Below are 24,018 nucleotides of genomic sequence, written 5' to 3' on the forward strand. Positions count from 1 at the left end.
AATCTCCTTCTCATTACTTATGTAAAATAATATACCCCCTAGGGTAAAATTAAGCAAATATTTTGATTTACCAATGAACATAAATAAAACAAAGCAATTATTTGCTCCCCGTTACCCGTATGGGTATAATTGTAACAATAAACCAGTTTGGGAGGTCGAGCATGTCACAAACACCCGAAGAAATAGCCAACAAAAAAATAACTAGTCGTCTAAAACGTTCTCGAGGTCAACTAGATGCCGTTTTGAGAATGATGGACGAAAATAAACCTTGTGATCAAGTTTTAATGCAGCTTTCAGCCGTTAAATCCAGCGTCGATAAGGCTATGAAACTAGTTTTAGCACAAAATATCCGTAAAAATACCAACTGCAAAGATGAAGAACAATTAGCTGAATTGCAAAAATCATTGGATCTAATGTTAAAAACTAAATAGTACTCAAAATAAAAAATATCGAGAATCGGACAGCATTCTGTCCCTTCCCGATATTTTTTATTTTATATCTATTTATTAAAGCATCAAACCAACTGAATAGTGAATTGCCATTGTAATCAAACCAACAATGATATTTCTAATCATAGCTGTTTTAACTAAACCATCACCAAGCTTAGCACTCAAATAACCTGTTAAAGCAACTGACAAAGTTACAGCTAAAATTGTTCCTGGCCATTGAATTGAAGCTGGTAAAAACGTCATTGCAACCAATGGAAAAATTCCACCAGAAGCAGCTGAAACTAGTGATGAAAAAGCGGCATCCCAAGGGTTCATATAATGTCCCAATTGCAAATCATATTTAACTCTGACCACGGTTCCTAAAGCATCTTTATTCATTAATTCCGTAGCAATTTTTTTGGCAGTTTCTTGAGTGACACCACGTTCAACATAGTAATCAGCAACTACTGCCAATTCATCTTGATAATTTGTCTTAATTAATTCACGTTCTTTTTCAATAGCTGCTCGTTCAGTATCCTTTTGAGAACTAACCGAAGCATATTCACCAGAAGCCATTGAAAAGGCACATGCTAATAAGTCAGAAAGTCCGGCAATAAAAATTGTAAATTGATTAGTTGTCGCAACGGCAACTGAAAATAATACACCAACAACAGTTAAAATACCATCGTTAGAACCAAGCACACCAGCACGTAAGGTATTGGAACGTTCGGCCATTGTCTTCTTTTGTTTTTTTGATTTAGAAATTGTCATAGTTTTCATCATTCCTTACCTCCTAGTGTGCAAACAGCGATCCAATTACATAGGTTACTAACATCGTCAAAAGTCCTGAGACGACATTTCTCAATGCAGCTTTGAATCTATTAGCACCACCCAGAGCAGCGGCAACATAGCCTGTGATTGTCAATGCGATAATAACAGCAATTACAGTTGCAATCATCTTAATATTTTGGGGAAACATTGTAATTGATACTAACGGCAAAATTGATCCCGTTGGAAATGAAATCATAGATGCCAAAGCAGCAGCAATAGCACTTGTCTTTTCACGAGGATTAAAACCATATCTTTCACGAACTGCCACGTCCAAAGGATCATCGCTGAGCATCTCCTGTGTAGCTTGAGTAGCTAGTTCGTTAGAAATACCGGTAGCTTGATATTTATCACGGATAAAACTAAATTCACCATCATAATCACCATCTAAAGCTGCAGATTCCTTTTCCAGAGCACGTTTTTCAGTATCACGTTGGGTACTTACCGAGACCCACTCTCCCATTGCCATTGAAATTGTTCCAGCAAGCATTCCAGCAATTCCTGATAGAAAAATAGCATGATTATTGCTTTGTGCACTGGCAACACCTACAACGATACCAGCCACTGATACAATTCCGTCATTAGCACCCATAACACTGGCACGCATGACATTGATCTTTTCGGCTAAACTTTGTTTCTTCTTTTCTTTAGGCATGACACTCAGCTCCTTAAATACGCCTTACATTGGAATGGTTCTCATTTGTTATCGAATACATAATAACGCACGAATTTTAAAAAGTAAACAATTAAGCGATTTCATCAAAATAGAATCTTTCTTTGGAATTATGTTACGTTAAGTAATATAATCATCTTGTAATGATTCTAAAGTAGAAAGGAAGATTGCTCATGGCTAGTAATGCTGTAATGGAAGAAACCCTACAAGTTCTAAAAGACCATAAATTAAGAGTTACACCGCAACGGCATATTATTTTGGCCTATTTAGTTAGCCATCATAATCATCCTACAGTAGAAACAATTCGTGATGCACTAAGCAAAGAGTTACCTAATATTGGGGCATCTACGATTTATAATACTCTGAACACTTTTGTTGACCACCATTTAGTCGTTGAATTGCAAAACGGTGATGGAAGCACACACTATGATTACTTCGGTTCTCCCCATTATCACGCCATTTGTACCAATTGTGGACGAATCGTCGATGTCACATATCCTGGTTTCAGTGAGACTGAAAAAAGTCTTGAAGAAAAAACTGCTGAGATTTCTGGATATATGATTTCTGGAAATCATATGGAAGTCTACGGACTATGTCCCGAATGCCAAATCAAACTAGGAATTAAGAAAAATGACTAATAGTATTTATTTTTTGTGTAGCGGAAATTCTTGTCGTGGACAAATAGCTGAAGGCTATGCAAAGAAATTTTTACCCAATTGGAAAATCCAAAGCGCCGGCGTGAGAGCTGAGGATATTAATCCCACAGCAGTCAAAGTAATGTCCGAAGATAATATTGATATTTCAAAACAACAACCAAAAAAGATTGATGATCTTTTCTTAAATCAAGCAACTATTATTATTACTTTAAGCGGTGAAGCTCGAGATAAAAATATAATTCCCCAGACAGCTCGTTGGTTACATTGGCCTATCAATGATCCAACTATTGTTTCTGGAAATGATGAGGAAATCATGAATGCCTATCGAGATGTTCGTGATGAGATCAAACAAAATATCATCAAATTAACAAATTATATTAAGGATCATACCCAGCAAGATTAACTTAATTTAAAATTTTAGGTACAACAAAAACAGCGTCTATTAAAAAATTCAGGTATATATTTTATACCTTGAATTCCTATTAATAGGTGCTGTTTTTTTACACCCAATTCCTAAATAGTAAAATTTATCATTTACTTTTCAAGCTCCTTAGCTTAAGGTTTAATAGTAACTTTTATCATTAAGGAGAAGGATATGTTTATTAAGAAATATAAGTTTTTAGGAATCATTCTAAGTTTCGCCATTTTTATTTTAGTTTTATCCGGTTGTGGAAACAAAAAAGTTAACTCATCTTCACAAAAAATCAATGTCGTTACCACCACTGATTTTTACGCTGAGGTAGCCAAAAAGATTGTCGGCAACAAAGGCCAAGTTACTTCGATCATTAATAATCCTGCTATTGATCCACATGACTATGAACCAACTACCAAAGTCGCCCAAATGATCAGTAAGGCTGACATCACTGTCGCTAATGGTCTTGGTTATGATTCATGGATGAATAAATTAAACAAGAATAATGGTTCGTATATCAAAATTGGTGAACAAGTTATGGATAAAAAAACTGGCGATAACCCACACATTTGGTACAACCCAGAAACTATGCCCAAATATGCTAAATACTTAGCCGCCAAACTTGCCAAAAAGTATCCTAAGAATAAAGCTTACTTTGAAAAGAACGCTCAAGAATACATTGCTTCACTTGAACCAGTTCAAAATGAATTGACTCAATTAAAGAAAGCATCCAAAGAATTATCTAACAAAAATGTTTATGTTACCGAACCTGTTTTTGATTACTCCATTGAAGCCACTGGTTTCAAAGTTGCCAACAAGAGTTTTGAAAAAGCAATTGAGAATGGTACTGATCCAACACCACAGGCTATTCAAAAAATGCACCAAGGCATTAAGAATAAACAAGTTGCCTTCTTAGTTCTTAATACACAAACTGAAAGCAAAGTTGTTAATAATTTGGTCAAACTGGCTAAACAAAACGATATTCCTATATTAAAGGTTACCGAAACTTTGCCCGCAAAGAAAACCTACACACAGTGGATGCTTTCCCAATATCAAGATCTAAATAAAATTTTACAAAGTGAGAAATAAATTTGATTGAAGCAAAAAATTTAACTAAAAAATTTGGAAATCAATTAGTCTTTCAAGATTTAAACTTCCAAATCAACCAAGGTGAATTTGTCAGTTTGATTGGGCCAAATGGCTCTGGTAAAACCACGCTCATTAAAATTCTCATGGGTCTAGAAAAGAAGACTAGTGGCACTTTAGATTTTAATAAGAAGGAAACTATCGGTTACGTTCCTCAATTTCGTAATATCGACCTTGATTATCCTTTAAGTATCGAACAATTCATCCGCTTAAACTTAAAATTTACACCTAGTTTTACTAAGCGAAAAAGTAATAATCAAAAAATCTGTGACATTCTCGAAAAAACTGGTTTAACTAGTTTAAAAGACCGTCCACTAGGCTTATCATCTGGCGGTGAAAAACAAAAAGCCTATCTAGCTCAAGCATTATTAAATGATCCTCAAATTTTAATTTTAGATGAATCAACTGCCAGTTTAGATGTCGAAGTTAAAATGCAATTGATGGATCTGGTAGCAGAATTGAGTCACAAATATCATTTGACCGTTATCTTTATTACTCATGATTATGAATTAACGAAAAAGTATACTCAACGTGTTTTACTTTTCCAAAATAAAACCATCAAAAATGTTAATCTCAATAATATTTCTGAAAACATGTTTGGAAAGGAGCAATAATTATTTATGTTTGATTATGAATTTATGCGTCAAGCCTTCGTAGCAAGTACTTTTATTGCCATTACTGCAGGACTAGTTGGCGTCTTCGTCGTCTCTCGAAACATGTCTTTTCTCTCACATACCTTGTCAGAAATTGGCTTTGCGGGAGCTTCATTTGGTATTTTGATTGGCATAAGTCCTTTAGCAGGAATGATAATATTTACTTTGATCAGCTCTATTGCCGTTGGTAGTTTAAGTAGTGAATCGTCACGAAGAGAAGCCTCTATTAGCGCCATATCTTCTTTATTCATTGGTCTCGGTATTCTTTTTCTATCATTGTCATCTGAATCCAGCAGTTACGCTACCAATATACTTTTTGGTAGTATAGTTGGTATCAGTTCCAAAGAAGTCCAACAATTACTTATCTTGGCAATTTTTGTAATCTTTATTTTTATCATCTTTTATAAACCTTTAGCCTTTGATTCTTTTGATCACATCGGAGCTCAGGCGGCTGGCTTAAAAACTCGTTTATTATCAATTACCTTCCTAGTTACTCTAGCTTTAAGTGTCAGTATCGGTGCTCAAATTGTCGGTTCATTACTAGTTTTCGTTCTACTGACTTTACCCGGTGCAACTGCTAAATACTTAGTTCATACTTTACCAAAGTTGATTATGGTTTCTGTCGGATTGTCACTTGCTGGTGTTTGGTTAGGGTTATATCTGGCTTTTGTTACTAATTGGCCAGTTACCTTTTTTATCTCCGCTTTTGAAGTTATTGCCTATTTCTGTGGTCTGAGTTATAAAAATTGGAAATTAAATCATTAAGTTCAGATAAAGTATCTAATAAAAAGAGCATCTATTAAAAAGTTCAGGCATATTTTTATATACCTTGAAAGTTTCTTAATAGATACTCTTTTTGTCTTTATATTAGAATTTTAAGTTAACCAATAAACACTCCATGGTTTTACTTATTTTCTAACTTCTTTGTACAGTCGGCACACAATCCATAAACCTCAATTGCATGACCTTCTATCGTATAACCCGGTAATTGGTCAGCAAAAAATTCAATCGGACATGCCTTTAATTCGGTTACTTTGCCACAATTTTTACAAACAAAATGATGGTGATGTCGGTGAGAAAAATCACACTGATACTTCACCAAAGTTTTGTCTTTTTCTTGATACTCGACCAAACCGATATCAGCAAATTCTTTAAGATTGCGATATATAGTATTATTACTCATTCCCGGATAAAGCGAGCGCATATAATCGGCAATATCATTAATTGATACATACTGAACCGTAAATTTTCTGAGAAAATCAATTAAATCTGTTCTTTGTTTAGTAATTTTATAATTATTTTTTTTAAGAATTTCTATTGCTTTTTCCACGTGTCTCACCCTTTTTAACTAATCAGTTTGTAGTGTAACATAAACTGATTCAAAAGAATGTTATATTCGCTTCCCCTTCAATTTTCTCCAAACAACCATTATTAAAGAAAATGCTGAAATAATAACTGCTACATAAAAAACATGATCAAAGGCATGCATGAATGACATACCCAGCTTTGGAGTAATATCTTTAACCTTAGGTAACTGCACAAATAATAGAATTGAAGCCATGCTGATACCGATTGTTATTCCCAAAGTCCTTGCAAAAGAATTGATCGAACCAGCAACGCCTGACAATTTATCATCAACTGAACTCATCGTAATGGTATTATTTGGTGGCAAAAATAATCCTAAACCAATCCCGTTAATAACAATAGGTATAATAATTAAAATCAGATTCATATTTCGTGGATACATTGCATAGCCAATTTGCGATATTAATAAGATCATTAGTCCAATGATTGATAAATTAGCTCGATCCCAATGATCAGTTATATATCCAGCCACAGGTGTTACCAATAACATTGTTAACGACTGTCCCATCAACAATAAACCACTGATAAAAGGTGAAATTTTGCCATAGCTTTGCAAATAAAATGGTAATAAGATATTAGACATTGCATTCACTAGCATTGCCAAGAAAAGAATAAATATCGACAATAAATAATCCCAGTTCTTCACTAGTTCAGGATCAATCAAAGACTCATGAAATCTCTGATCTTGATAAAAGGCCAGCAGCGCAATCACTGTTCCTACGACAAAGAAGATTGTTCCTGTAATAATTGACCCCATGCCTTTTTGAAAATATACTCCACTCAAAAAGAACAGGCTCAACCCAATCGAGAAAATAAATTGCCCTAACCAATTGAATCTTTTCAACATTGTTGACATCTTTTCCAATGGAACCTTAGGGGTCGGCAATAGTTTGTGACTGAACCAAATGATAATAATTCCTAAAGGAACGTTAAACAAATAAATCCAGCGCCAAGATGTAAATGATAAAATCAAACCACCAATAGCAGGTCCAGAAATAGCACCAATAGAAATAAACATTGAGATAATCGACAAGGCTTCACCACGAGTTTCATTAGGAAAATATTGGCTAACGATTCCCAAAGAATTGGCCATAATCATTGCTACACCTATTGCTTGAATGAACCGACCAAATAAAATCATCACAAAATTAACAGAAATACCGGTCCAAAGAGAACCAATAATAAAAACTTTGCCACCGTTAGTAAAAACAAAATTCTTAGAAATCATATCTCCTAAATGACCAAACAATACAAAGGTTATTGTAGCCACGATCAACCCAATTTGAATGATCCACGTTGATTGACTGTTACTAATCTTTAAGTCTTCTGATATTTTAGGTAAAGCCAGATTAGTACTTGAACCCGATATAGAGGTTAACAATGAGAAAAATCCCAGAACCAATATAACGGGTAATTGATCCATTAATTTACCCGTAATTTTTTCTGAACGCATAATCAACATCTCCTATTCACAACAATAGGTTTCTGCTGAAATAGTAGTCCCTCTAAAATGAAATACAATTATCTGAATTAGCCATTTCTATAAGAAAGGGGGTAAAATTTAATAACTAGGCTTTGGCTCCAAATATTTTATACAGAATGGAATTTTTAGTTTTATTTAATAAAGCATGTTTATAATTAAGAAAATAATTATTGGGAGATTTGTTAATGAAAAATACAATTTTAATTGTTGAAGATGAACGTAGTCTTTCAAGTTACGTTAGTAAAGAACTACAATTTGAGGATTTTAAAACTATCATAGCTAACGATGGTGCTGAAGCTATGGAACTTTATGAAAAGCATCAAAATGAACTATTACTGATTCTTTTAGACTGGATGCTACCCAAGCTTGATGGTATGGAAGTTCTCCGTCGTATTAGAAAGCATGACCAAGTTCCGGTTATTGTTATGACAGCTCGTGACTATATTGGTGACAAAGTTGCTGGATTAGACAATGGAGCTGATGATTATATTACTAAACCCTTTGAAATTGAAGAGTTGTTGGCTCGTGTCAGGGTTATTCAAAGAAGAGCTGAGCACTTAACTGAACCCGATCAAACTTATCAAATTGCCGACTTAGTTTTGAATACCAAGTCACACCAAGTTACTAGAAATGATGAAAATGTTCAATTAACCAGACGTGAATATGATCTCTTATTATTTTTCTTACAGCACGTTGGCAAAGTATTTACTCGTGATGAATTACTTGATAACGTTTGGGGCGAAGACTTCTTAGGACAACAAAACGTTGTTGATGTGTATGTTGGTTACTTACGTAATAAGGTTGATGGCAAAAAAAATAAGCCCTTGATTCAAACCATTCGTGGTGTGGGTTATTCCCTTGAGGATATTGCCAATGAAAATTGATAAACCATCATCTTATCAAGAATTAATCAACCATGCCATTCGCAAATTAGTCATCATTATTACGTTATCCATCAGTGCCCTAATTCTGATCGTCGTTGGAGTTCAACAATACGCTCAAACAGTCCACGAATCCAGAGGACAAATGATGAGCCTTTATCGTTCAAATATTGATGATATTCCCGGATTTATCCAATGGAGCAACCAAAATAATCGCCATACCAAACAAAGTACCGTTATCCGAGTAAAAACCCAAAAATCTTCGATTACAGCTGCTTCTAATCGTGTTGGTCAAGAAATTATGACTACTTCTGCTTCTAAAAAATTTATCAATCAACATAAAATCAGTATTTTACCAGGGCAACATATTGTTTACGTTCAAGGTTATGGACTATTTCTTTTTTACTCAAAAAAGGATTCTGACACTACTTATCAACTTTGGACTAGTCTAAATCGTCTGATAAATAGCTTAATTCTATTATTGATAATTATCAGTATTATTGTCTTTGTTACTTTAGGATTTGGAACATGGTGGGCTCAACAATTAGCCGCTAAATTAAGTGCTCCTACGATCGAATTAGTTAAAGAAACTCGTAGTACAACCAAAGATCCTGATTTTGATCAACCAACTCTAGAAGTTCCCAACAGCCCTCAAGAAATTAAAGAACTAGGTGAAGCCTTCAATGAATTGCTACAAACTCAAAATCAGCGCCTGCAACGTGAAAAAGACTTTGTTTCAAATGCCTCTCATGAATTAAAAACACCGATTGCAGCTATTCGTGGCAATATCAACTTAATCAAACGTCATGGTGACAAACATCCCGATGTCATCCCTGAATCACTAGGATTTATTGATGAAGAATCCTTAAGAATGCAAAACCTAATTACTAATCTTCTGCATCTATCCCGAGCCGATCGTGCCGACCTTGTTTTAGAAGATGTTAACTTATCGAAAATAACTCAACAAATTGGTCAACAATATCAAAAAACTATTGCACATGATTTGAAATTAAAGATTGATCCTGATTTACATATCTCGGGCAATTCCGATACTTTAAAACAAATTATTGTTGCTCTACTGGATAATGCTAACAAGTATTCTCCCGAAAACTCAGCCATAAATTTAGTTTTAAAAAAATTCGGTTCAAAAGTTCAACTATCAATTGAGGATTTTGGTATCGGTATTCCTGATGATCAAAAGGATTTAATTTTTCAACGTTTCTATCGAGTAGATACTTCCCACTCCACTGAGATCAAAGGTAGCGGGTTAGGATTATCAATTGTTTCGCAATTAGTTAAATTGAATAATGGTATGATTCAGGTTTTGGATAATCAACCTAAGGGTTCAATTTTTCAGGTTAGTTTTGAAGCTGTGGAATAAAACTGTATATAAAGATACTAAAAAACTTCTTAATTTGATGAAAATTCAAGTTAAGGAGTTTTTTTAATGCCTAATTCAGAGCTGTTAAAACTTTTCTTATATAGGCAATGGCTCTAAAACGAGTTACACAAGCCAATTTCTTCCGGTTAGCTACGCATTGAAAACTACACGCAAAGTACGCGTGTAATTTCCAATACTAGGCTAATCCTCGCAAATTCCCAGGCTTGTTCCACTCTCTGTTTCCTAAGAATTTCTTATATAAACCTTATCAAACCTAAGTAGTTGTCTTCACTCTTTCCTTGTAAACTATGTTTATTCAATCGAAAGGACATGGTGATTTACTTATGTCAGAACTTACTGAAAGATTACAACAACAATTAATTGCTGGCGCTACTCGTCCTTTGATGCAAGACGCAAATCAGCATTGGTACACCGGCAGTGAACTTAACTTAGAAAAAAACGTTTGGAAAAATTATTGGAAAAATAAAGGAATTGGTTACAACGATATTGTCTTAGTTGGTTTAACAAATTCTGTTACTTACTCTCTGGTCATTCAAAGTCTTTGGGAAATTGGAGCGATTGTTCAAACTATTAACCCTGTTGCTAACGAAATTCAAATTAGTGAACTTGAAGATCAATATCATTATTCAGCTATTATTCTAAATTCAGATACTCAAGAATTAAAATTTCTCAACGATATCTTTACTAATCAACCTCGCTTGACGACTTTACACGAATCAGAGGTTCAAATTTTTATCCGTAACAAACATATTGCACATTTAGCAGATACTCCTATGGAAGATCAACTTGCTTTGATCATGCACACTTCCGGAACGACTGGTAAGCCTAAACGAGTTGGTTTAACACATCAGCAATTATTAGCCGGAGCTTTTAACGTTATCGACAGCGAAGAACTAACTGATCAAGATCGTACTTTTATCTTGATGCCAATGTTTCATATCAACGCTATGGTGATTTCCAATCTAGCTACTCGGCTGTCCCATGGTCAATTACTTTTTCGTCCTAAATTTAGTGCTCATCTTTTCTGGAAAGAAGTTAGTAGTGAGAAGGTGACTTGGGTTTCATTAACCCCTGCAATTGTTGCCATTCTCTTACAACGTGAGGAGCAACCTGCTACTAACGACTTGCGATTTCTCCGGACTGCTTCAGCCCCTCTCCTACCAAGTATCCATCGAGAATTTAAGCAACGTTTCGGCATTCCACTAATTGAAAGCTATGGTATGACCGAAGCTGCTAGTCAGATCGCTCAGAATCCATTAGACAATCCTATTCAAAATACCGTCGGTAAAGTGGTTGGTACACAAATCAAAATTTTAGATAGCAATTATGACGAACTTGGCCTAAACCAAGTTGGAGAAATTGCTTTAAAAGGCGAAAGTGTTATTTCCAACTACTTAGATCCCCAACCTGAAGCTTTTCACGATGGCTGGCTATTAACTGGTGATCTTGGTTCCCTTGACGAAAAAGGTTATCTGCATATCGCTGGTCGTATCAAAGAAATGATCATTCGAGGTGGTGAAAATGTTAATCCATTAGCCGTCGAAGATTGTTTAAATAATTTGAACTTCATCAAAGAGCTTGCCGTTATTGGTACTCCGGATTTAATTTATGGTGAAACTGTCACCGCCGTTATCGTACCTAAGAAACTTAGTCATGATCACAGACATCAATTGGCGTTGTTGAACGAATTAGCAAATGAGCAATTATTACCTGTTGAACGTCCCACAAAATACATTTTTAGTACTCAATTGCCTAAAAATGCGACTGGAAAAATTCAACGCACACTTCTAGCTCAAGAAGTGACTCAACAACTCAAGGAGGCTTAATAGATGCAAAAACCAATTGCATTAACTAATAATAAAAAATCTATTCGCCTTCCTGTCGACAAGATCTTACCGTTTCTCATTCCGATAATTGTAATTTTATTTTGGCAGGTCAGTAGCTCTTTAGGTTGGTTATCAAGTTCTGTTTTGCCATCCCCTATGGCTGTGGTTCAAGATGGTATTAAATTGACCCAATCAGGTGAATTGCCTAAAAATCTTAGCATCAGTCTTTATCGTGCCACGGTTGGGCTATTGATCGGTGGTGGAGTTGGCTTCATCTTAGGATTTATCAACGGCATGTCCAACACTTGTCGTTTACTATTCGATTCATCAATTCAGATGTTTCGTAATATTCCTCATTTAGCACTAATTCCACTAATCATTCTTTGGTTAGGGATCAACGAATCTGCCAAGATTTCTTTAGTGGCTATTGGAACAATGTTCCCTGTTTATATCAACACTTTCCATGGGATACGTTCTGTCGATCCTGATTTGATTGAAATGGGAAAATCATATGAACTTTCAAGAAGCCAGATGTTTTTCAAAATTATCTTCCCAGCGGCTTTACCACAAATATTAGTTGGTATTCGCTACGCACTGGGTGTTATGTGGACCACTTTGATTGTTGCTGAAACAATCTCTGCTAGTTCAGGTATCGGTTATATGGCAAATAACGCTGAAGATTTCGTTGATATGGAAACAGTTATTCTCTGTATCGTTGTCTATGCAGTTTTAGGTAAAATCTCTGATTTAGTTGCTAAAAGTTTTGAAAGTCTATTACTAGAATGGCAAAACACTGGAAGGAGTAATGTTTAATGAATAATAATTCAATGATTACAATAAAAAATGTTAATAAAACTTATGATAATTTAACCGCATTACATGACGTAAATCTCGATATCAAGCAAGGCGAATTCATCGCTTTAGTTGGTATGAGTGGTGGTGGTAAAAGTACCCTCTTACGTTTGATTGCCGGTCTGGAAAAACCAACCACTGGTACAGTTGATATCAATGAAACTGAAACTAAATCTTTAATGAGAGTAATGTTTCAAGAAGATAGATTACTTCCCTGGATGTCCGTTTTAGACAATTTATCCTTTGGTTCAAAAGATAAAAATACTAAAGCGCATGCTCAGGAACTATTAGAATTAGTCGAACTTGGCGACTACGTTGACCACTTCCCTAATCAACTATCTGGTGGTCAAAAACAACGAGTTGCTTTAGCCAGAGCTCTAATGAGCCATCCCAAAATTCTTCTACTGGATGAACCTCTAGGTGCTTTGGACGCCTTGACTAGACGTAAAATGCAGGATTTGATTTTAGATATTTGTCAGAAACAAAATCTAACAACTATCCTCGTAACCCATGATGTTGAAGAGGCTGCCCGTATGGCTGATCGAATCATTGTTATGAAAGATTCAACTAATTCATACGAAGAAGATTGCCCTAAGAACCGTAATGCCGGTCAAATTGGTATCGTAGCTGATCGGGTTCTTGGTGAAATTTTAGAGGAACCTACTTTACAAAAACAAACCGCTTAAAAAGCCCATCAAAAGGGCTTTTTTGCTGTAATCCTGATTCTTCAAGAATGATATAATAAAAATATTAATTCTTAGGGGAAACCAATGCGACTAACTAATCAAAAGCTCAAGTACCTACTTATAACTACGCTGATTTATATGGCGATTACACTTATACCCATTCATATAGAAAAAACTGTCTACTTAATAGTAATAATCTTTTTGATCAGTTGTTATCTATTAAAGGATGAATTCAAATATTATTGGACATATTTAAGAAACAATGGCAAAAAACTTTGGCTGATCCCAGTATTTACAATCGCGGACTTTTTAATTTCTCAAATTACTGCTAATCTTTTTCCTCAAGAATCATCTAATGAAGTTGGTTTGGAAAATATCCTACACCACGGCAATACTCTAATTATTATGGCTATGATCTTATTGATCACAGTTATAGGTCCTTTAATGGAAGAAATTATTTTCCAATACTTTATTCAAGGAGCTGTAAAAAAATATCTAAAAAAATCCACCCTTAATCAGCATTGGATTAGTATTCTTGCTATTATTATTGCCACAATATGCTTCATGCTTTGGCATGTTGACAGTTTAAAAGACTTTACTAATCTATCTTTCTTTACTTATATAGATTTGATTTTATATGCCATTATTTATCAATTGACAGACGATAATTTACTTTATCCTTTAGCAACACATATCATTTGGAATACCTTGGGATTACTCATTATTCTGCACTAAATCAGACATCATTTATCTACGGATAAATGATGTCTTTTCGTTTTTATAATGATAAGCTTGTATAAAATGACTGGAGAACAATTATGAATACCCCTAACAAGTATTTACAATTTGAAGACCCAACTGTACTTAAATTTAATTTTCAAGTTAATGATAATTTTGATTTTGAAGGTGAAATTGATGACACTGACATCAGTACTTTAGTTGAAATGCCTAGTCAATCAGAACTTGATTTTTCTGATGAAATTCCAGTTTATCTGACAGTCTTTATTAATTACGAAAATAACAATTCACCTTACAAGATCACCACACGCATATTCTCACTCTTCAAAGTATCTCAGATATTAGAACCAGAAGACGCTTTGCAAATATTACAAACTGAAGGTGCTTCAATCTTGTTATCTTATCTTCGTCCTATCGTTTCGATGATGACAGCTTCTAGTGGTTTCGAAGCTATGACCTTACCGATGTTAGATTTTTCTGATGAAGAGGACTAAAAATAACACCCATCAAAAACTCAGTATATAAATATATACCAGTTCTTAATAGGTGTTATTTTTATTTATATAGGTGATCATAATACACTTGTTGTTCTATCATTCCCTTTAAAACATCACTTAGAAACTGCATTATAAATGGCACCATAATGGTGACTAACAACAAAATTCCAAAAATTACGGCTTTTTTATTTAAACTATCATTAAATTTTTTCCTATCGACACTCATCATAAACAAGATAAAAAATACTAAAGCAAAATCTGGTAACCAATCATTTACATTACTCAAAGAAATCCCGGTTGCATAAATGATTCCCAACGAAATTGCTACTAATAAAAATCCTACGATGATGATTGTTTCAATCTTAGTTAATCTGATCTTTCCATCATCTTTAAATTTATCCATCAGAGCTGCATCTCCTTTGATCAATTCATCCAGAGAAACATCAAATAATTCGCTAATGGTAATTACATTTGCAAAGCTTGGCAAAGTTGTTCCATTTTCCCACTTTGAAATTGACTGTCTGGTTAAATGAAGCTTTTCCGCCAATTCATTTTGAGACATGTGGTGTAATTTACGTTGACTTTGTAACTGTTCACCAATTTTCATTTTGATACTCCTCCTTGATTAACTATTATTTTAGATGCCCTGGTTAGATCTGACGAGAACGTGGCGGTTGCAATTTTTAATGTACAAAAAAATCGGCTCAAGGCCGATCGTTTAAATCGTTATGGAATCGTTATTAACTCATAATCTTATCAAAATCCAGGCTATCATAGTCAAGACTATCCAAACAACTGTTTTTTTATTTATACTGCGTTCAATGGCCCTAGCAATATAAGTCCAATTGACACTGTACAACATTCCCCAAAATGAAATCATCTTAACAACATCTAGGCAGAAACAATAACTGGCATTAGATTTCAAATTCAACCAATAAATAATTCCCCAAAGAAATAGTGCACTTAATAGACTAATCATTAAAACTGCTAAAAATTTTTTATACGGCTCATACCAAGGCTCTTCATTGTCATTTTTCGACATTTGATAAAGTTGTTTCTCTTTTCTCATAAAAAAGGCTCCCTCAATTAATTACATTTAGTGAAATTTATTTATATATCAAAAATAAACTTATCATGGCGATTGTATTATTAATAATGTGAAACGAAATACTGTATTTGATATCTCCTAATAATACGTACCCTATTGCAAATACAATTCCCATAAATGTATAAGGCAGTAAATCTAAACTAAAACTATCTCCATGAATGGCTGTAAAAATCATTGCTGATAAAAGCACATAAACTACCAATTGCCAGTTTGTTCTAATTTTTTGGAAAAACAACTTTTGAAATACGCCTCGATAGATTAATTCTTCAATTATTGGACCGAAGATAACGGCGCTTAATACTATAGAAAACTTATTAACTTGAAACATTTTTTCAATCGTATTTTGATTGTCTGATGTTGATAGAACAAATGGTAATAAATATTCGCCCACTACCAAAATAATCAACAAAGATACGTAAATTCCAATTCTTTGCTCCTTCGTCCAAGATCTTATAAACGTTACTTCTGGTCGATAGCCATCAAACTTCTTCCACAGATAACTAATAAAGATGATTGATAATATACTTCCAATTATGATATAGACAATATTTAGCCACCAATTATTATTAAACTTCTTTGTAGTTGATAATATTGTTGGAATTGAAACAATCATATAAACGATATAAAGCCAGGTAAACCATGCAATCTTTTTTACTAATGAACTAATTTTTCTTATCATAAAGCTCCCTCACATTTCTCGAACAAGAAAACCATACTAATAAATCATCTTTTTCCCTAGAACCTGCAAGTTGCTTTTGAAAATGTAAAGTCAAAATTGCCAATATGGCGTTTTAACTTCGTTATGATCCAGTAAAACCAACAATGAAACCTGCAACAAAATCATTCATTATTGGTATTAAGTACAGTGCCAACCAAATTACACCCCAGAAAATGATTTTTTTATTGATTCCTTTATTAAATCTTTTCCAATTGATATTAACAATTAGAAAAGCAAAAGCAATTAATTCTGGAATCATAAACATATTATCAATTCCGTCATCTGACATATGAAACAAACGTAAACTGCTCATGACCACAGCAGCGACTGTAAAACTAATAAGAATGATCTTCCAAGTTTTACTTACTCGGGGATCTTTTAACTCCAAATTATTCATCACTTCATCGTCGTTTTTAATCAGTTCATCCAAAGAAATATTAAACAAATCGCTGATAATAACAATATTGCTAAAACTTGGTAATGTTGTTCCATTTTCCCATTTAGAGATTGACTGTCGTGAAATATGGAGTTCATTTGCCAACTCTCCTTGGGACATTCCATTCAATTTCCTTTGGTATTGTATTTGTTCCCCAATTTTCATAAAAATCCCCCTACTTTAATATCTTTAACATAATAACAAAAAAGCCGGCTCTTCGAGTCGGCTTTTATAATTAATTTTATTCATTATTTATAATCTCCTGAATCACTAATAGTGACCTTGTTTTCAATTAAATTCTCTTCATAGAACAAATCAGCAATCTTTTGTTCTTCTTTAGCATAGGTACTATTCATAGCACTGATTCCATAGGTTCGGCGTTCAACCATCTTCTTAACCACAGACTTAGAAACCTTCAATGACTTACTCATCATAGTAATTAATTCACTGTGATTATTATTAGCCCATTTCATATCTTCTTGTAAATACTTAATCAAGTACTTAGAAACTTCAGTATTTTCTTTAGCATAACTTTGCATTGCTAAAACATAATCACGATTGTTAGTAATGCCAACACCATTTGTTAACAACTTGGCGTTTTGTGTTAACTCGGCTTGAGAAGTATATGGATCCCAAGTTGCCCAAGCATCAACCTTTCCCTTAGAAAAGGCAACACTGGCACTTGATTGATCCATATTGACCCAAGTAATATCACTAGCACTCATTCCAGCTTTTTTCAAAGCAGCTAACAACATGTACTGTGAACTAGTTCCCTTGGTATAGGCGACTTTCTTACCCTTTAGATCTTTAATTGATGAGATACTTGAGGATTTCTTAACTAATAATCCTGATCCCTTAGCCTTAGAGTAACCAGCAGCGACATAAGTCAATTTAGTACCCGTTGAAAGAGCAGAAACTGGTGGCGTATCACCGGTTCTAGCGTAGTTAATACTTCCAGCCTTTAGAGCCTGCATTAATGAGTTACCATCTTGGAATTCTTTCCAAACAACTTTGTAACCCTTAGCTTTCATTTTTTTAGCAAATTCACCACGTTGTTTTGAAATATCAAATGGATCACCTTTCTGATAACCAATCGTTACGGTTTGTAAATCTGAACTAGCAGCACCAGCATCAGTTTGTTTGAAACCATAAATGGCAATTACTGCCCAAAAGATTAGGACAACGCTGATTAATAATTTCTTGAATTTTTTCGTTTTCTTACTCATCCAACTCTCCCTACTAAGGTTGACATAACTTGCTCACGCAATTTCAAACGAATCACTTTGCCAGTCGCATTACGAGGATAATCTTGAACAAAAAAGATTCTTGTTGGTTGTTCATAATTTGCCAAAGTTGCTTTTGCATGAGCCATAATCTTTTGTCGTTCCAAGTCTTCCGATTGTATTCCTTGACTGATAACGACCGCCGTAACAGCTTCACCATAAAGTGTATCTGGTGTACCAATTACAGAAATTTCTTTTACAAAACTCAATTGACTAAGAGAATTTTCTACTTGAGCTGGGGCTACTTTTTCACCACCATGGTTAATAATGTCCTTTTTACGACCTTTAACGAATAAATAACCATCTTCATCTAAATAACCTAAATCACCAGTCAAAAACCAACCATCTCGAAAAGCATCTGGATGTGGATCTAAATAATCACTAATTACATGATCACCACGAACAACAATTTCACCAATTCGATTAGCTGAGTTCATAATTTTACCATTGTTCATAATCGCCACATCAGTTTTAAACGCTTTACCTGCTGAACCAACTTTGGGGGCATCAAAGGGATTGATAGTACATTGACTGGCCGTTTCTGTCATCCCATATCCTTCTAATATTCTAGTGTGAAAGCGTGTCTGAAAGGCAGTTAACTTATCCAGTGGCAAAGCAAACGAAGAGCACCTGACAAATCTTAATCGAATGTCATCACGATATTGTTCATTTGCTGCCTGATTAATCAATAAAATATTAACGATTGTTGGTACAACTGATACCCAAGTCACTTTATTATCACGAATCTGTTGCCAAAATTTAGATGCACTGAATTTTTCAGTAATAACGATTTTTCCACCAGATAATCTAGTTGAAAGTATCGAAACTGCTTGAGCATTAATATGAAACATTGGCATAACTACCATTGTCGTGTCCAAAGCTGTCATATTGTGACTTTCTATATCGTGTTCAACACCATTCAGTAACAGTCGATGTGTTAATCCAACTCGTTTAGGTTTGCCGGTCGTACCAGAGGTATTCATAATCAAGGCCAAATCATCTTCATTTGGAACTGAGGCGTCATGTCCCATCAAATTTCGATCCCGAATAATATGTAACAAAGAATATGTTTGTAAATGTAACGCTGTTACAATCGCAATTCGATCATCTAAGGCTGCATTGACTAACTCTTCACCAACAATTGAAGCCACATAGTCGTGTTCTAATAATTCTTGTTTTAATTCTAATTCAGGCGTTGTTGCAGCAATTGGATGCATCACCGCTCCTACTTCCCAAATAGCTTGAGTTATCACTGGATAAGCCGCCGTATTTGGTAAACAAACCAACACGGTATCGCCAAATCCAACATGTAATTCTAATAATTCCTCTCTTATCATCCGAACATCGTCTGCTACTTCAAAACCTGTGAACCAACGATTTAAATTTTCATCTTTAATGATTTTTTCAGTCATATTATTCTCTAATTGTTTGTTTAATTGATTTGTTATTTTCGACATTTTTTATTACTCCTTTAGTCTTTTTTGCTTTATTAAGATGCCATTGTGGTCTTCCGATAAGTACTCCAAATGGAGGAACTTTATAACAGAACCACGAAATCAAAAATGCCCCGCCTAAAACAAATGCATATCCCAATGGAAGTAGTAATAACGTCACAACTGATGGTAACTTGACGATACTAAGAATTCCATATAATAAGGTCAAAGGAATCGTTTGAACTAAATAAATCCCAAAAGAAACTTTCGACATATTTTTAACAATTCGATCCATCCAATTAGGTAGACCATTGTTTCTTGCATGAGCATATTGCCGACCAATCCAGAAAACAAAGGCAATCATAAACGTATCGTAAATGAAGATATATGGTTGATGGATTGATTCAGTAGCACCCATGCTAAGTTTCAAAATATTTAAATTTCCAAAGAATAAAGCAACCGTACCTAAAGCCAATACCAAAGTTGCCCAACCGAGCACTCGATGATTTTTCTCAATGAAACGGTCAACCTCATCATAATGAATAGCAACATAAGCTCCAGCAATGAAATAGAACTGATAAACCAATACATTCATTCCATAAGCTCTAAATAAGTACCACCAGCTACTACGGTCAACACCAGGCAACCAATATTTGATTCCAATCACTAACAGTAATTGCACAATCGCACTAGTAATTAAAATTGCTAAATGATGATCCGGTAACTTTTTGAACATATATACAATCAACGGAAAAATCAGATATAGCTGGAAAGTAACCAGAATGTAGTACATGTAATATTTATTACCGTGAATTATTGCATCAGTTAAATTTTTAAAATAGTTCGGCCAATTAAGCGCCACACCAGCCGTAATCGTCGCAAACCACATAATAATGGCATTCCAACCAATATAAGGAATACCTACACTGGTGTAACGCTTCTTCCAAAAGCTAAACCAATGATTTTCTTTATTGTAATAATTAAGAACCAGAACCAGTCCCGTCATAAACATGAAACCCATTCTCGTAAAATGAAGTGCCAAATGAGTTGCTTCTAAAAAAAGCTCACTACCCGATCCACTACCAACATTATTTTTAAAAGCCGTCGTCGAATGATTCAACAAAACACCGCCAATAAAAATAACACGCATCAGATCCACTTCATGCAAGTATCTTTTCTTTGTTTTTACTTCAGCCAAAAGGTCACCTCAATTGCTAAACTTACTTCTTCAAAAGCATATATAAGTTATAGCATCCCAACAGAGCCAAGGTCTTGATGATTCAATAAGGTTAAAATAAGAAAATCTTAGAGAGCGAAACAGAGGCGCTCAGCTCACGAGGATTTGCCTAAGTATTGGAATTACACGCCGAACTTGCGTGTGGTTTCAATGCTGTAGCAAACCGGAATGAGTTGCCCCTGTGTAGCTCGTTTAAAACCAGAGAGCGAAACAAGGGCGCCCAGCTCACGAGGATTAGCCTAGTGTTGGAAATTACACGCGTACTTTGCGTGTAGTTTCCAATACGTAGCTAACCCGAATGAGTTGCCCTTGTGTAGTTCGTTTCAGAGCCGCCGCATATATAAGGTTTTGGTTTTGGTTTTGGTTTTGCCTTAAACAAAAAAAGTCCACCCACCCCTAGTCCGGAGCAACAAACCCGATCAGCTCAGCCGCGACATTCTTCTTAGTGGAGGAATCCACTTAGAAGAAGACCAGTATTTGAGATAATTGTGTACTTCAATTAGCTCAAATCTGTGTCCGCAGCGTTCCAGCCCAATCGACCTTTGGTTGTGGAGGACGGCATAAAAAAAGACCCCAACAACTTACATCAAAGTAAGTCATCAGAGCCTAAAGCCATATTAACCTAATTCATTTTGAGCCTTCTCAATCTGCTTAATAACTTGTTCAAACCCAGTACCACCATAAGAATTTCTTCTCTTAACAGCCACTTCAGGTTTCAACACTTCATAAACATCTTCTTCAATCAAAGGTGAAATTTTCTTAAACTGATCCATCGGAATATCTTGCAGGTTCTTACCTGTTTGAATACCCTTCAAAACCAATTCACCAACAATTCCATGCGCCTGTCTAAAAGGAATTCCCTTTGTAGCCAAATAATCAGCCAACTCAGTCGCGTTAGAAAAATCATGGGTCGTTGCTTGATACATATTATCTTTTTTAACTTTAACAGTTGAGATCATCCCGTTGAAAACTCTCAAAGCAGGCAAAATTGTTTTGACAGTATCAAAGACGCCCTCTTTATCTTCTTGCAGATCCTTGTTATAAGCCAAAGGTAAAGATTTCATAGTCGACAACAATCCTAGTAAATGTCCAAAAACTCGACCACTTTTACCACGGATCAATTCAGCCATATCAGGATTCTTCTTTTGCGGCATGATTGAACTACCTGTAGTATATTTGTCGCTTAATTCCAGATAATTGAATTCATAACTGACCCACATACTTAATTCTTCGCAAAAACGTGACAAATGCATCATCAAAATTGAAGCATTGCTCAAAAACTCTAAGGCAAAGTCACGATCTGAAACTGCATCCAAAGAATTATTATAAACATCATTAAATCCTAACTCATCGGCTGTGAATTGGCGATCAATGGGAAACGTTGTTCCAGCCAACGCTGCCGCACCTAATGGTGAAATATCCGTATGTTTTTGATTAAATTCAAATCTTTCCACATCACGCTTCAACATAGAATAATAAGCCATCAAGTAATGTCCGTAGGAAATTGGTTGCGCATGTTGCAAATGCGTATAGCCTGGCATAATAGTTTCGACATTTTCAGAAGCAAGTTTAACCAAAGTTTTTTGAATTATTTTTATTTCTTCAATAATTTTAGGCAAACGATTCTTTACATAGAGATGAAAATCAGTCGCTACCTGATCATTTCTAGAACGTCCCGTATGTAATTTGCCCGCCACCGAACCAATTCGATCAGTCAAAATACTTTCAATATTCATATGAATATCTTCGTTTTCGACCGTGAACTCGATCTTACCTTGATGTAGATCTTGTTGAATTCCTTCTAAGCCAGCAATAATCTGCTTTACATCATCTGCTTTTAAAATGCCAGTTTTCTGTAGCATTTTAACGTGCGCTAGTGAACCTTCGATATCCTCGTCAGCCATTTGTTGATCAAAACTAATAGAAGCACCGAATTCATCTACCCAAGTATCAGCTTGTTCTGAAAATCTACCACCCCAGAGTTTTTCGGTACTCATTGGTTCACCCCAGTTTTGTGGTTAATATTCTTTTTTTCAGCTGCACTTTGTGCAACTTGAGCTGAAACTTGTGTAGGAAGACCCCAGAGTTTAATAAAACCTTGAGCTGCTTCTTGATCAAATGAATCAGCTGAAGTATAAGTTGCCAAATCTTTATCATAAAGTGAATTTGGTGACTTACGTCCTTGAACCCAAATAGTTCCTTTAAACAACTTCAACTTGATAGTTCCATTAACGGTCTTTTGACTTTCATGCAAGAAAGCCAATAGTGAATCCATCAGTGGTGAGAACCAAAGGCCATTATAAATAGTGTCACTTAATTCCTTTTCAATATAAGGCTTGAAATGAGCTAGATCACGTTCGAGTGTCAAGTCTTCCAATTCTTTGTGGGCTTTCAACAATACTGCTGCAGCAGGTGTCTCATAAACTTCACGCGACTTGATACCAACCAAACGATTTTCGATATGATCGATTCTACCAATCCCATTTTCACCGGCAACAACATTTAATTCCTGAATCATATCAGATAATTTCATCTTCTCGCCATCTAGCTTAACCGGAACGCCATGTTCAAATTCAATTTCGATACTTGTTGGTTCATCAGGTGTTTTTTCAATCGGATTAGTGATATCAAAAGCATCTTCTGGAGCCTCGTTCCAAGGATCTTCCAAAACGCCGCATTCATTAGCACGTCCCCAAATATTGGCATCGATTGAGTATGGTGAATCCAAATCAATTGGAATAGGAATATTATGTTCCTTAGCATATTCAATTTCTTCCTCACGTGACCAGTGCCAATCACGAACTGGGCCAAGCACTGTCATTTCTGGTGCTAAAGCATGAATTGCAACTTCAAAACGAACTTGATCATTACCTTTTCCGGTACAGCCATGGGCAATGGCAACTGCATCGTTTTCTTGGGCAATTTCTACTAATTTTTTACTAATAAGAGGTCGGGATAGAGCAGAGAGAAGAGGATAAATACCTTCATAGAGGGTATGTCCTTGTAAAGCTACTAATGCGTAATCGTCAGCGAATTCATCTAAAGCATCAATTGCAATTGCGTCAACCGCACCGGCATCAATTGCCTTGTTCTTGATAAATTCAAGATCTTTTCCTTCGCCAACATTGATACAACATGCAATCACATCGTATCCTTTATTCTTCAACCACGGAATGGCTACTGATGTATCCAATCCACCGGAATATGCTAAAACTACTTTCTTTGTCTCTGTCATAATACTATCTCCCTTTATTAGAAAAAAATTAATTTATGAAAA

26 protein-coding genes are annotated in these 24,018 nt (G+C 35.1%); 13 read left to right on the forward strand and 13 right to left on the reverse strand.

Annotation, left to right across the window (positions count from 1 at the left end; translation table 11 throughout):
- Positions 1–161 precede the first annotated feature (161 nt).
- Complete coding sequence (locus tag LAB100_RS09345) at positions 162–431, forward strand: metal-sensing transcriptional repressor (protein WP_119327254.1); 270 nt, start codon at positions 162–164, stop codon at positions 429–431.
- Positions 432–506: 75 nt separating this feature from the next.
- Here LAB100_RS09345 and LAB100_RS09350 read toward each other — a convergent pair whose 3' ends face one another.
- The gene (locus LAB100_RS09350) at positions 507–1,211 is read right to left on the reverse strand and encodes a VIT1/CCC1 transporter family protein (protein ID WP_119327255.1); all 705 of its coding nucleotides are present in this window, start codon (positions 1,209–1,211) and stop codon (positions 507–509) included.
- Between the two features lie 10 nt (positions 1,212–1,221).
- Complete coding sequence (locus LAB100_RS09355; RefSeq protein WP_119327256.1) at positions 1,222–1,911, reverse strand: VIT1/CCC1 transporter family protein; 690 nt, start codon at positions 1,909–1,911, stop codon at positions 1,222–1,224.
- A gap of 191 nt (positions 1,912–2,102) precedes the next feature.
- On the opposite strand from LAB100_RS09355, the gene LAB100_RS09360 reads away from it, so the two are divergent.
- From LAB100_RS09360 to LAB100_RS09380, 5 genes are all read left to right on the forward strand, one after another.
- Positions 2,103–2,567 (forward strand): Fur family transcriptional regulator, encoded by a 465-nt coding sequence (locus tag LAB100_RS09360; protein WP_119327257.1) that lies wholly within the window; start codon positions 2,103–2,105, stop codon positions 2,565–2,567.
- On the forward strand, positions 2,560–2,988 hold the full coding sequence (locus LAB100_RS09365) for an arsenate reductase/protein-tyrosine-phosphatase family protein (RefSeq protein WP_119327258.1): 429 nt from the start codon (positions 2,560–2,562) through the stop codon (positions 2,986–2,988). The genes LAB100_RS09360 and LAB100_RS09365 overlap by 8 nt, the downstream gene beginning before the upstream one ends.
- Before the next feature lie 192 nt (positions 2,989–3,180).
- Positions 3,181–4,086: a metal ABC transporter solute-binding protein gene (locus tag LAB100_RS09370; protein ID WP_119327259.1), complete on the forward strand. Its 906-nt coding sequence runs from the start codon at positions 3,181–3,183 to the stop codon at positions 4,084–4,086.
- A 2-nt stretch (positions 4,087–4,088) separates the two neighbouring features.
- Positions 4,089–4,757 (forward strand): metal ABC transporter ATP-binding protein, encoded by a 669-nt coding sequence (locus LAB100_RS09375; protein WP_119327260.1) that lies wholly within the window; start codon positions 4,089–4,091, stop codon positions 4,755–4,757.
- A 6-nt stretch (positions 4,758–4,763) separates the two neighbouring features.
- On the forward strand, positions 4,764–5,561 hold the full coding sequence (locus LAB100_RS09380) for a metal ABC transporter permease (RefSeq protein ID WP_119327261.1): 798 nt from the start codon (positions 4,764–4,766) through the stop codon (positions 5,559–5,561).
- Between the two features lie 139 nt (positions 5,562–5,700).
- Here the strand turns inward: LAB100_RS09380 and LAB100_RS09385 are convergent, their stop codons facing one another.
- Entirely contained in the window at positions 5,701–6,126 is a 426-nt protein-coding gene (locus tag LAB100_RS09385) for a Fur family transcriptional regulator (RefSeq protein ID WP_119327262.1), read from the reverse strand.
- 60 nt (positions 6,127–6,186) lie between these two features.
- Positions 6,187–7,614 (reverse strand): MFS transporter, encoded by a 1,428-nt coding sequence (locus LAB100_RS09390; protein WP_119327263.1) that lies wholly within the window; start codon positions 7,612–7,614, stop codon positions 6,187–6,189.
- 215 nt (positions 7,615–7,829) lie between these two features.
- On the opposite strand from LAB100_RS09390, the gene LAB100_RS09395 reads away from it, so the two are divergent.
- The 7 genes from LAB100_RS09395 to LAB100_RS09425 all read left to right on the forward strand — a co-directional run bounded on the left by LAB100_RS09395 (position 7,830) and on the right by LAB100_RS09425 (position 14,523).
- Complete coding sequence (locus LAB100_RS09395) at positions 7,830–8,528, forward strand: response regulator transcription factor (RefSeq protein WP_119327264.1); 699 nt, start codon at positions 7,830–7,832, stop codon at positions 8,526–8,528.
- The gene (locus LAB100_RS09400; RefSeq protein WP_119327265.1) at positions 8,518–9,906 is read left to right on the forward strand and encodes a sensor histidine kinase; all 1,389 of its coding nucleotides are present in this window, start codon (positions 8,518–8,520) and stop codon (positions 9,904–9,906) included. The genes LAB100_RS09395 and LAB100_RS09400 overlap by 11 nt, the downstream gene beginning before the upstream one ends.
- Before the next feature lie 344 nt (positions 9,907–10,250).
- Complete coding sequence (locus LAB100_RS09405; protein ID WP_119327266.1) at positions 10,251–11,753, forward strand: AMP-binding protein; 1,503 nt, start codon at positions 10,251–10,253, stop codon at positions 11,751–11,753.
- Between the two features lie 3 nt (positions 11,754–11,756).
- Positions 11,757–12,566, forward strand: coding sequence for an ABC transporter permease subunit (locus LAB100_RS09410; protein WP_119327267.1), 810 nt, complete (start codon positions 11,757–11,759; stop codon positions 12,564–12,566).
- Positions 12,566–13,291, forward strand: a complete 726-nt coding sequence (locus LAB100_RS09415; protein WP_119327268.1) for an ABC transporter ATP-binding protein — start codon at positions 12,566–12,568, stop codon at positions 13,289–13,291. The genes LAB100_RS09410 and LAB100_RS09415 overlap by 1 nt, the downstream gene beginning before the upstream one ends.
- Before the next feature lie 84 nt (positions 13,292–13,375).
- Positions 13,376–14,026: a CPBP family intramembrane glutamic endopeptidase gene (locus tag LAB100_RS09420; RefSeq protein WP_119327269.1), complete on the forward strand. Its 651-nt coding sequence runs from the start codon at positions 13,376–13,378 to the stop codon at positions 14,024–14,026.
- An 83-nt stretch (positions 14,027–14,109) separates the two neighbouring features.
- Entirely contained in the window at positions 14,110–14,523 is a 414-nt protein-coding gene (locus tag LAB100_RS09425; RefSeq protein ID WP_119327270.1) for a protein-export chaperone SecB, read from the forward strand.
- A gap of 61 nt (positions 14,524–14,584) precedes the next feature.
- Here LAB100_RS09425 and LAB100_RS09430 read toward each other — a convergent pair whose 3' ends face one another.
- The 9 genes from LAB100_RS09430 to LAB100_RS09470 all read right to left on the reverse strand — a co-directional run bounded on the left by LAB100_RS09430 (position 14,585) and on the right by LAB100_RS09470 (position 23,979).
- Positions 14,585–15,133, reverse strand: a complete 549-nt coding sequence (locus LAB100_RS09430) for a helix-turn-helix domain-containing protein (protein ID WP_119327271.1) — start codon at positions 15,131–15,133, stop codon at positions 14,585–14,587.
- A 138-nt stretch (positions 15,134–15,271) separates the two neighbouring features.
- Complete coding sequence (locus tag LAB100_RS09435; RefSeq protein WP_119327272.1) at positions 15,272–15,595, reverse strand: hypothetical protein; 324 nt, start codon at positions 15,593–15,595, stop codon at positions 15,272–15,274.
- 37 nt (positions 15,596–15,632) lie between these two features.
- The gene (locus LAB100_RS09440; protein WP_119327273.1) at positions 15,633–16,313 is read right to left on the reverse strand and encodes a CPBP family intramembrane glutamic endopeptidase; all 681 of its coding nucleotides are present in this window, start codon (positions 16,311–16,313) and stop codon (positions 15,633–15,635) included.
- Between the two features lie 121 nt (positions 16,314–16,434).
- Positions 16,435–16,953, reverse strand: a complete 519-nt coding sequence (locus tag LAB100_RS09445; protein WP_119327274.1) for a helix-turn-helix domain-containing protein — start codon at positions 16,951–16,953, stop codon at positions 16,435–16,437.
- 83 nt (positions 16,954–17,036) lie between these two features.
- Positions 17,037–18,014 carry an aliphatic sulfonate ABC transporter substrate-binding protein gene (locus tag LAB100_RS09450; protein ID WP_119327275.1) on the reverse strand — a complete coding sequence of 326 codons (978 nt, stop codon included), beginning with the start codon at positions 18,012–18,014 and terminating at the stop codon, positions 17,037–17,039.
- Complete coding sequence (locus LAB100_RS09455; protein ID WP_119327276.1) at positions 18,011–19,528, reverse strand: AMP-binding protein; 1,518 nt, start codon at positions 19,526–19,528, stop codon at positions 18,011–18,013. The genes LAB100_RS09450 and LAB100_RS09455 overlap by 4 nt, the downstream gene beginning before the upstream one ends.
- Entirely contained in the window at positions 19,485–20,702 is a 1,218-nt protein-coding gene (locus LAB100_RS09460; protein WP_119327277.1) for an acyltransferase, read from the reverse strand. Before LAB100_RS09460 ends, LAB100_RS09455 begins: the two co-directional genes overlap by 44 nt.
- A 656-nt stretch (positions 20,703–21,358) precedes the next feature.
- The gene (gene argH / locus LAB100_RS09465) at positions 21,359–22,738 is read right to left on the reverse strand and encodes an argininosuccinate lyase (RefSeq protein WP_119327278.1); all 1,380 of its coding nucleotides are present in this window, start codon (positions 22,736–22,738) and stop codon (positions 21,359–21,361) included.
- Complete coding sequence (locus LAB100_RS09470; RefSeq protein ID WP_281273998.1) at positions 22,735–23,979, reverse strand: argininosuccinate synthase; 1,245 nt, start codon at positions 23,977–23,979, stop codon at positions 22,735–22,737. The genes argH and LAB100_RS09470 overlap by 4 nt, the downstream gene beginning before the upstream one ends.
- Positions 23,980–24,018 lie beyond the last annotated feature (39 nt).

It is taken from the genome of Companilactobacillus musae, assembly GCF_003967595.1.
GTDB lineage: Bacteria > Bacillota > Bacilli > Lactobacillales > Lactobacillaceae > Companilactobacillus > Companilactobacillus musae.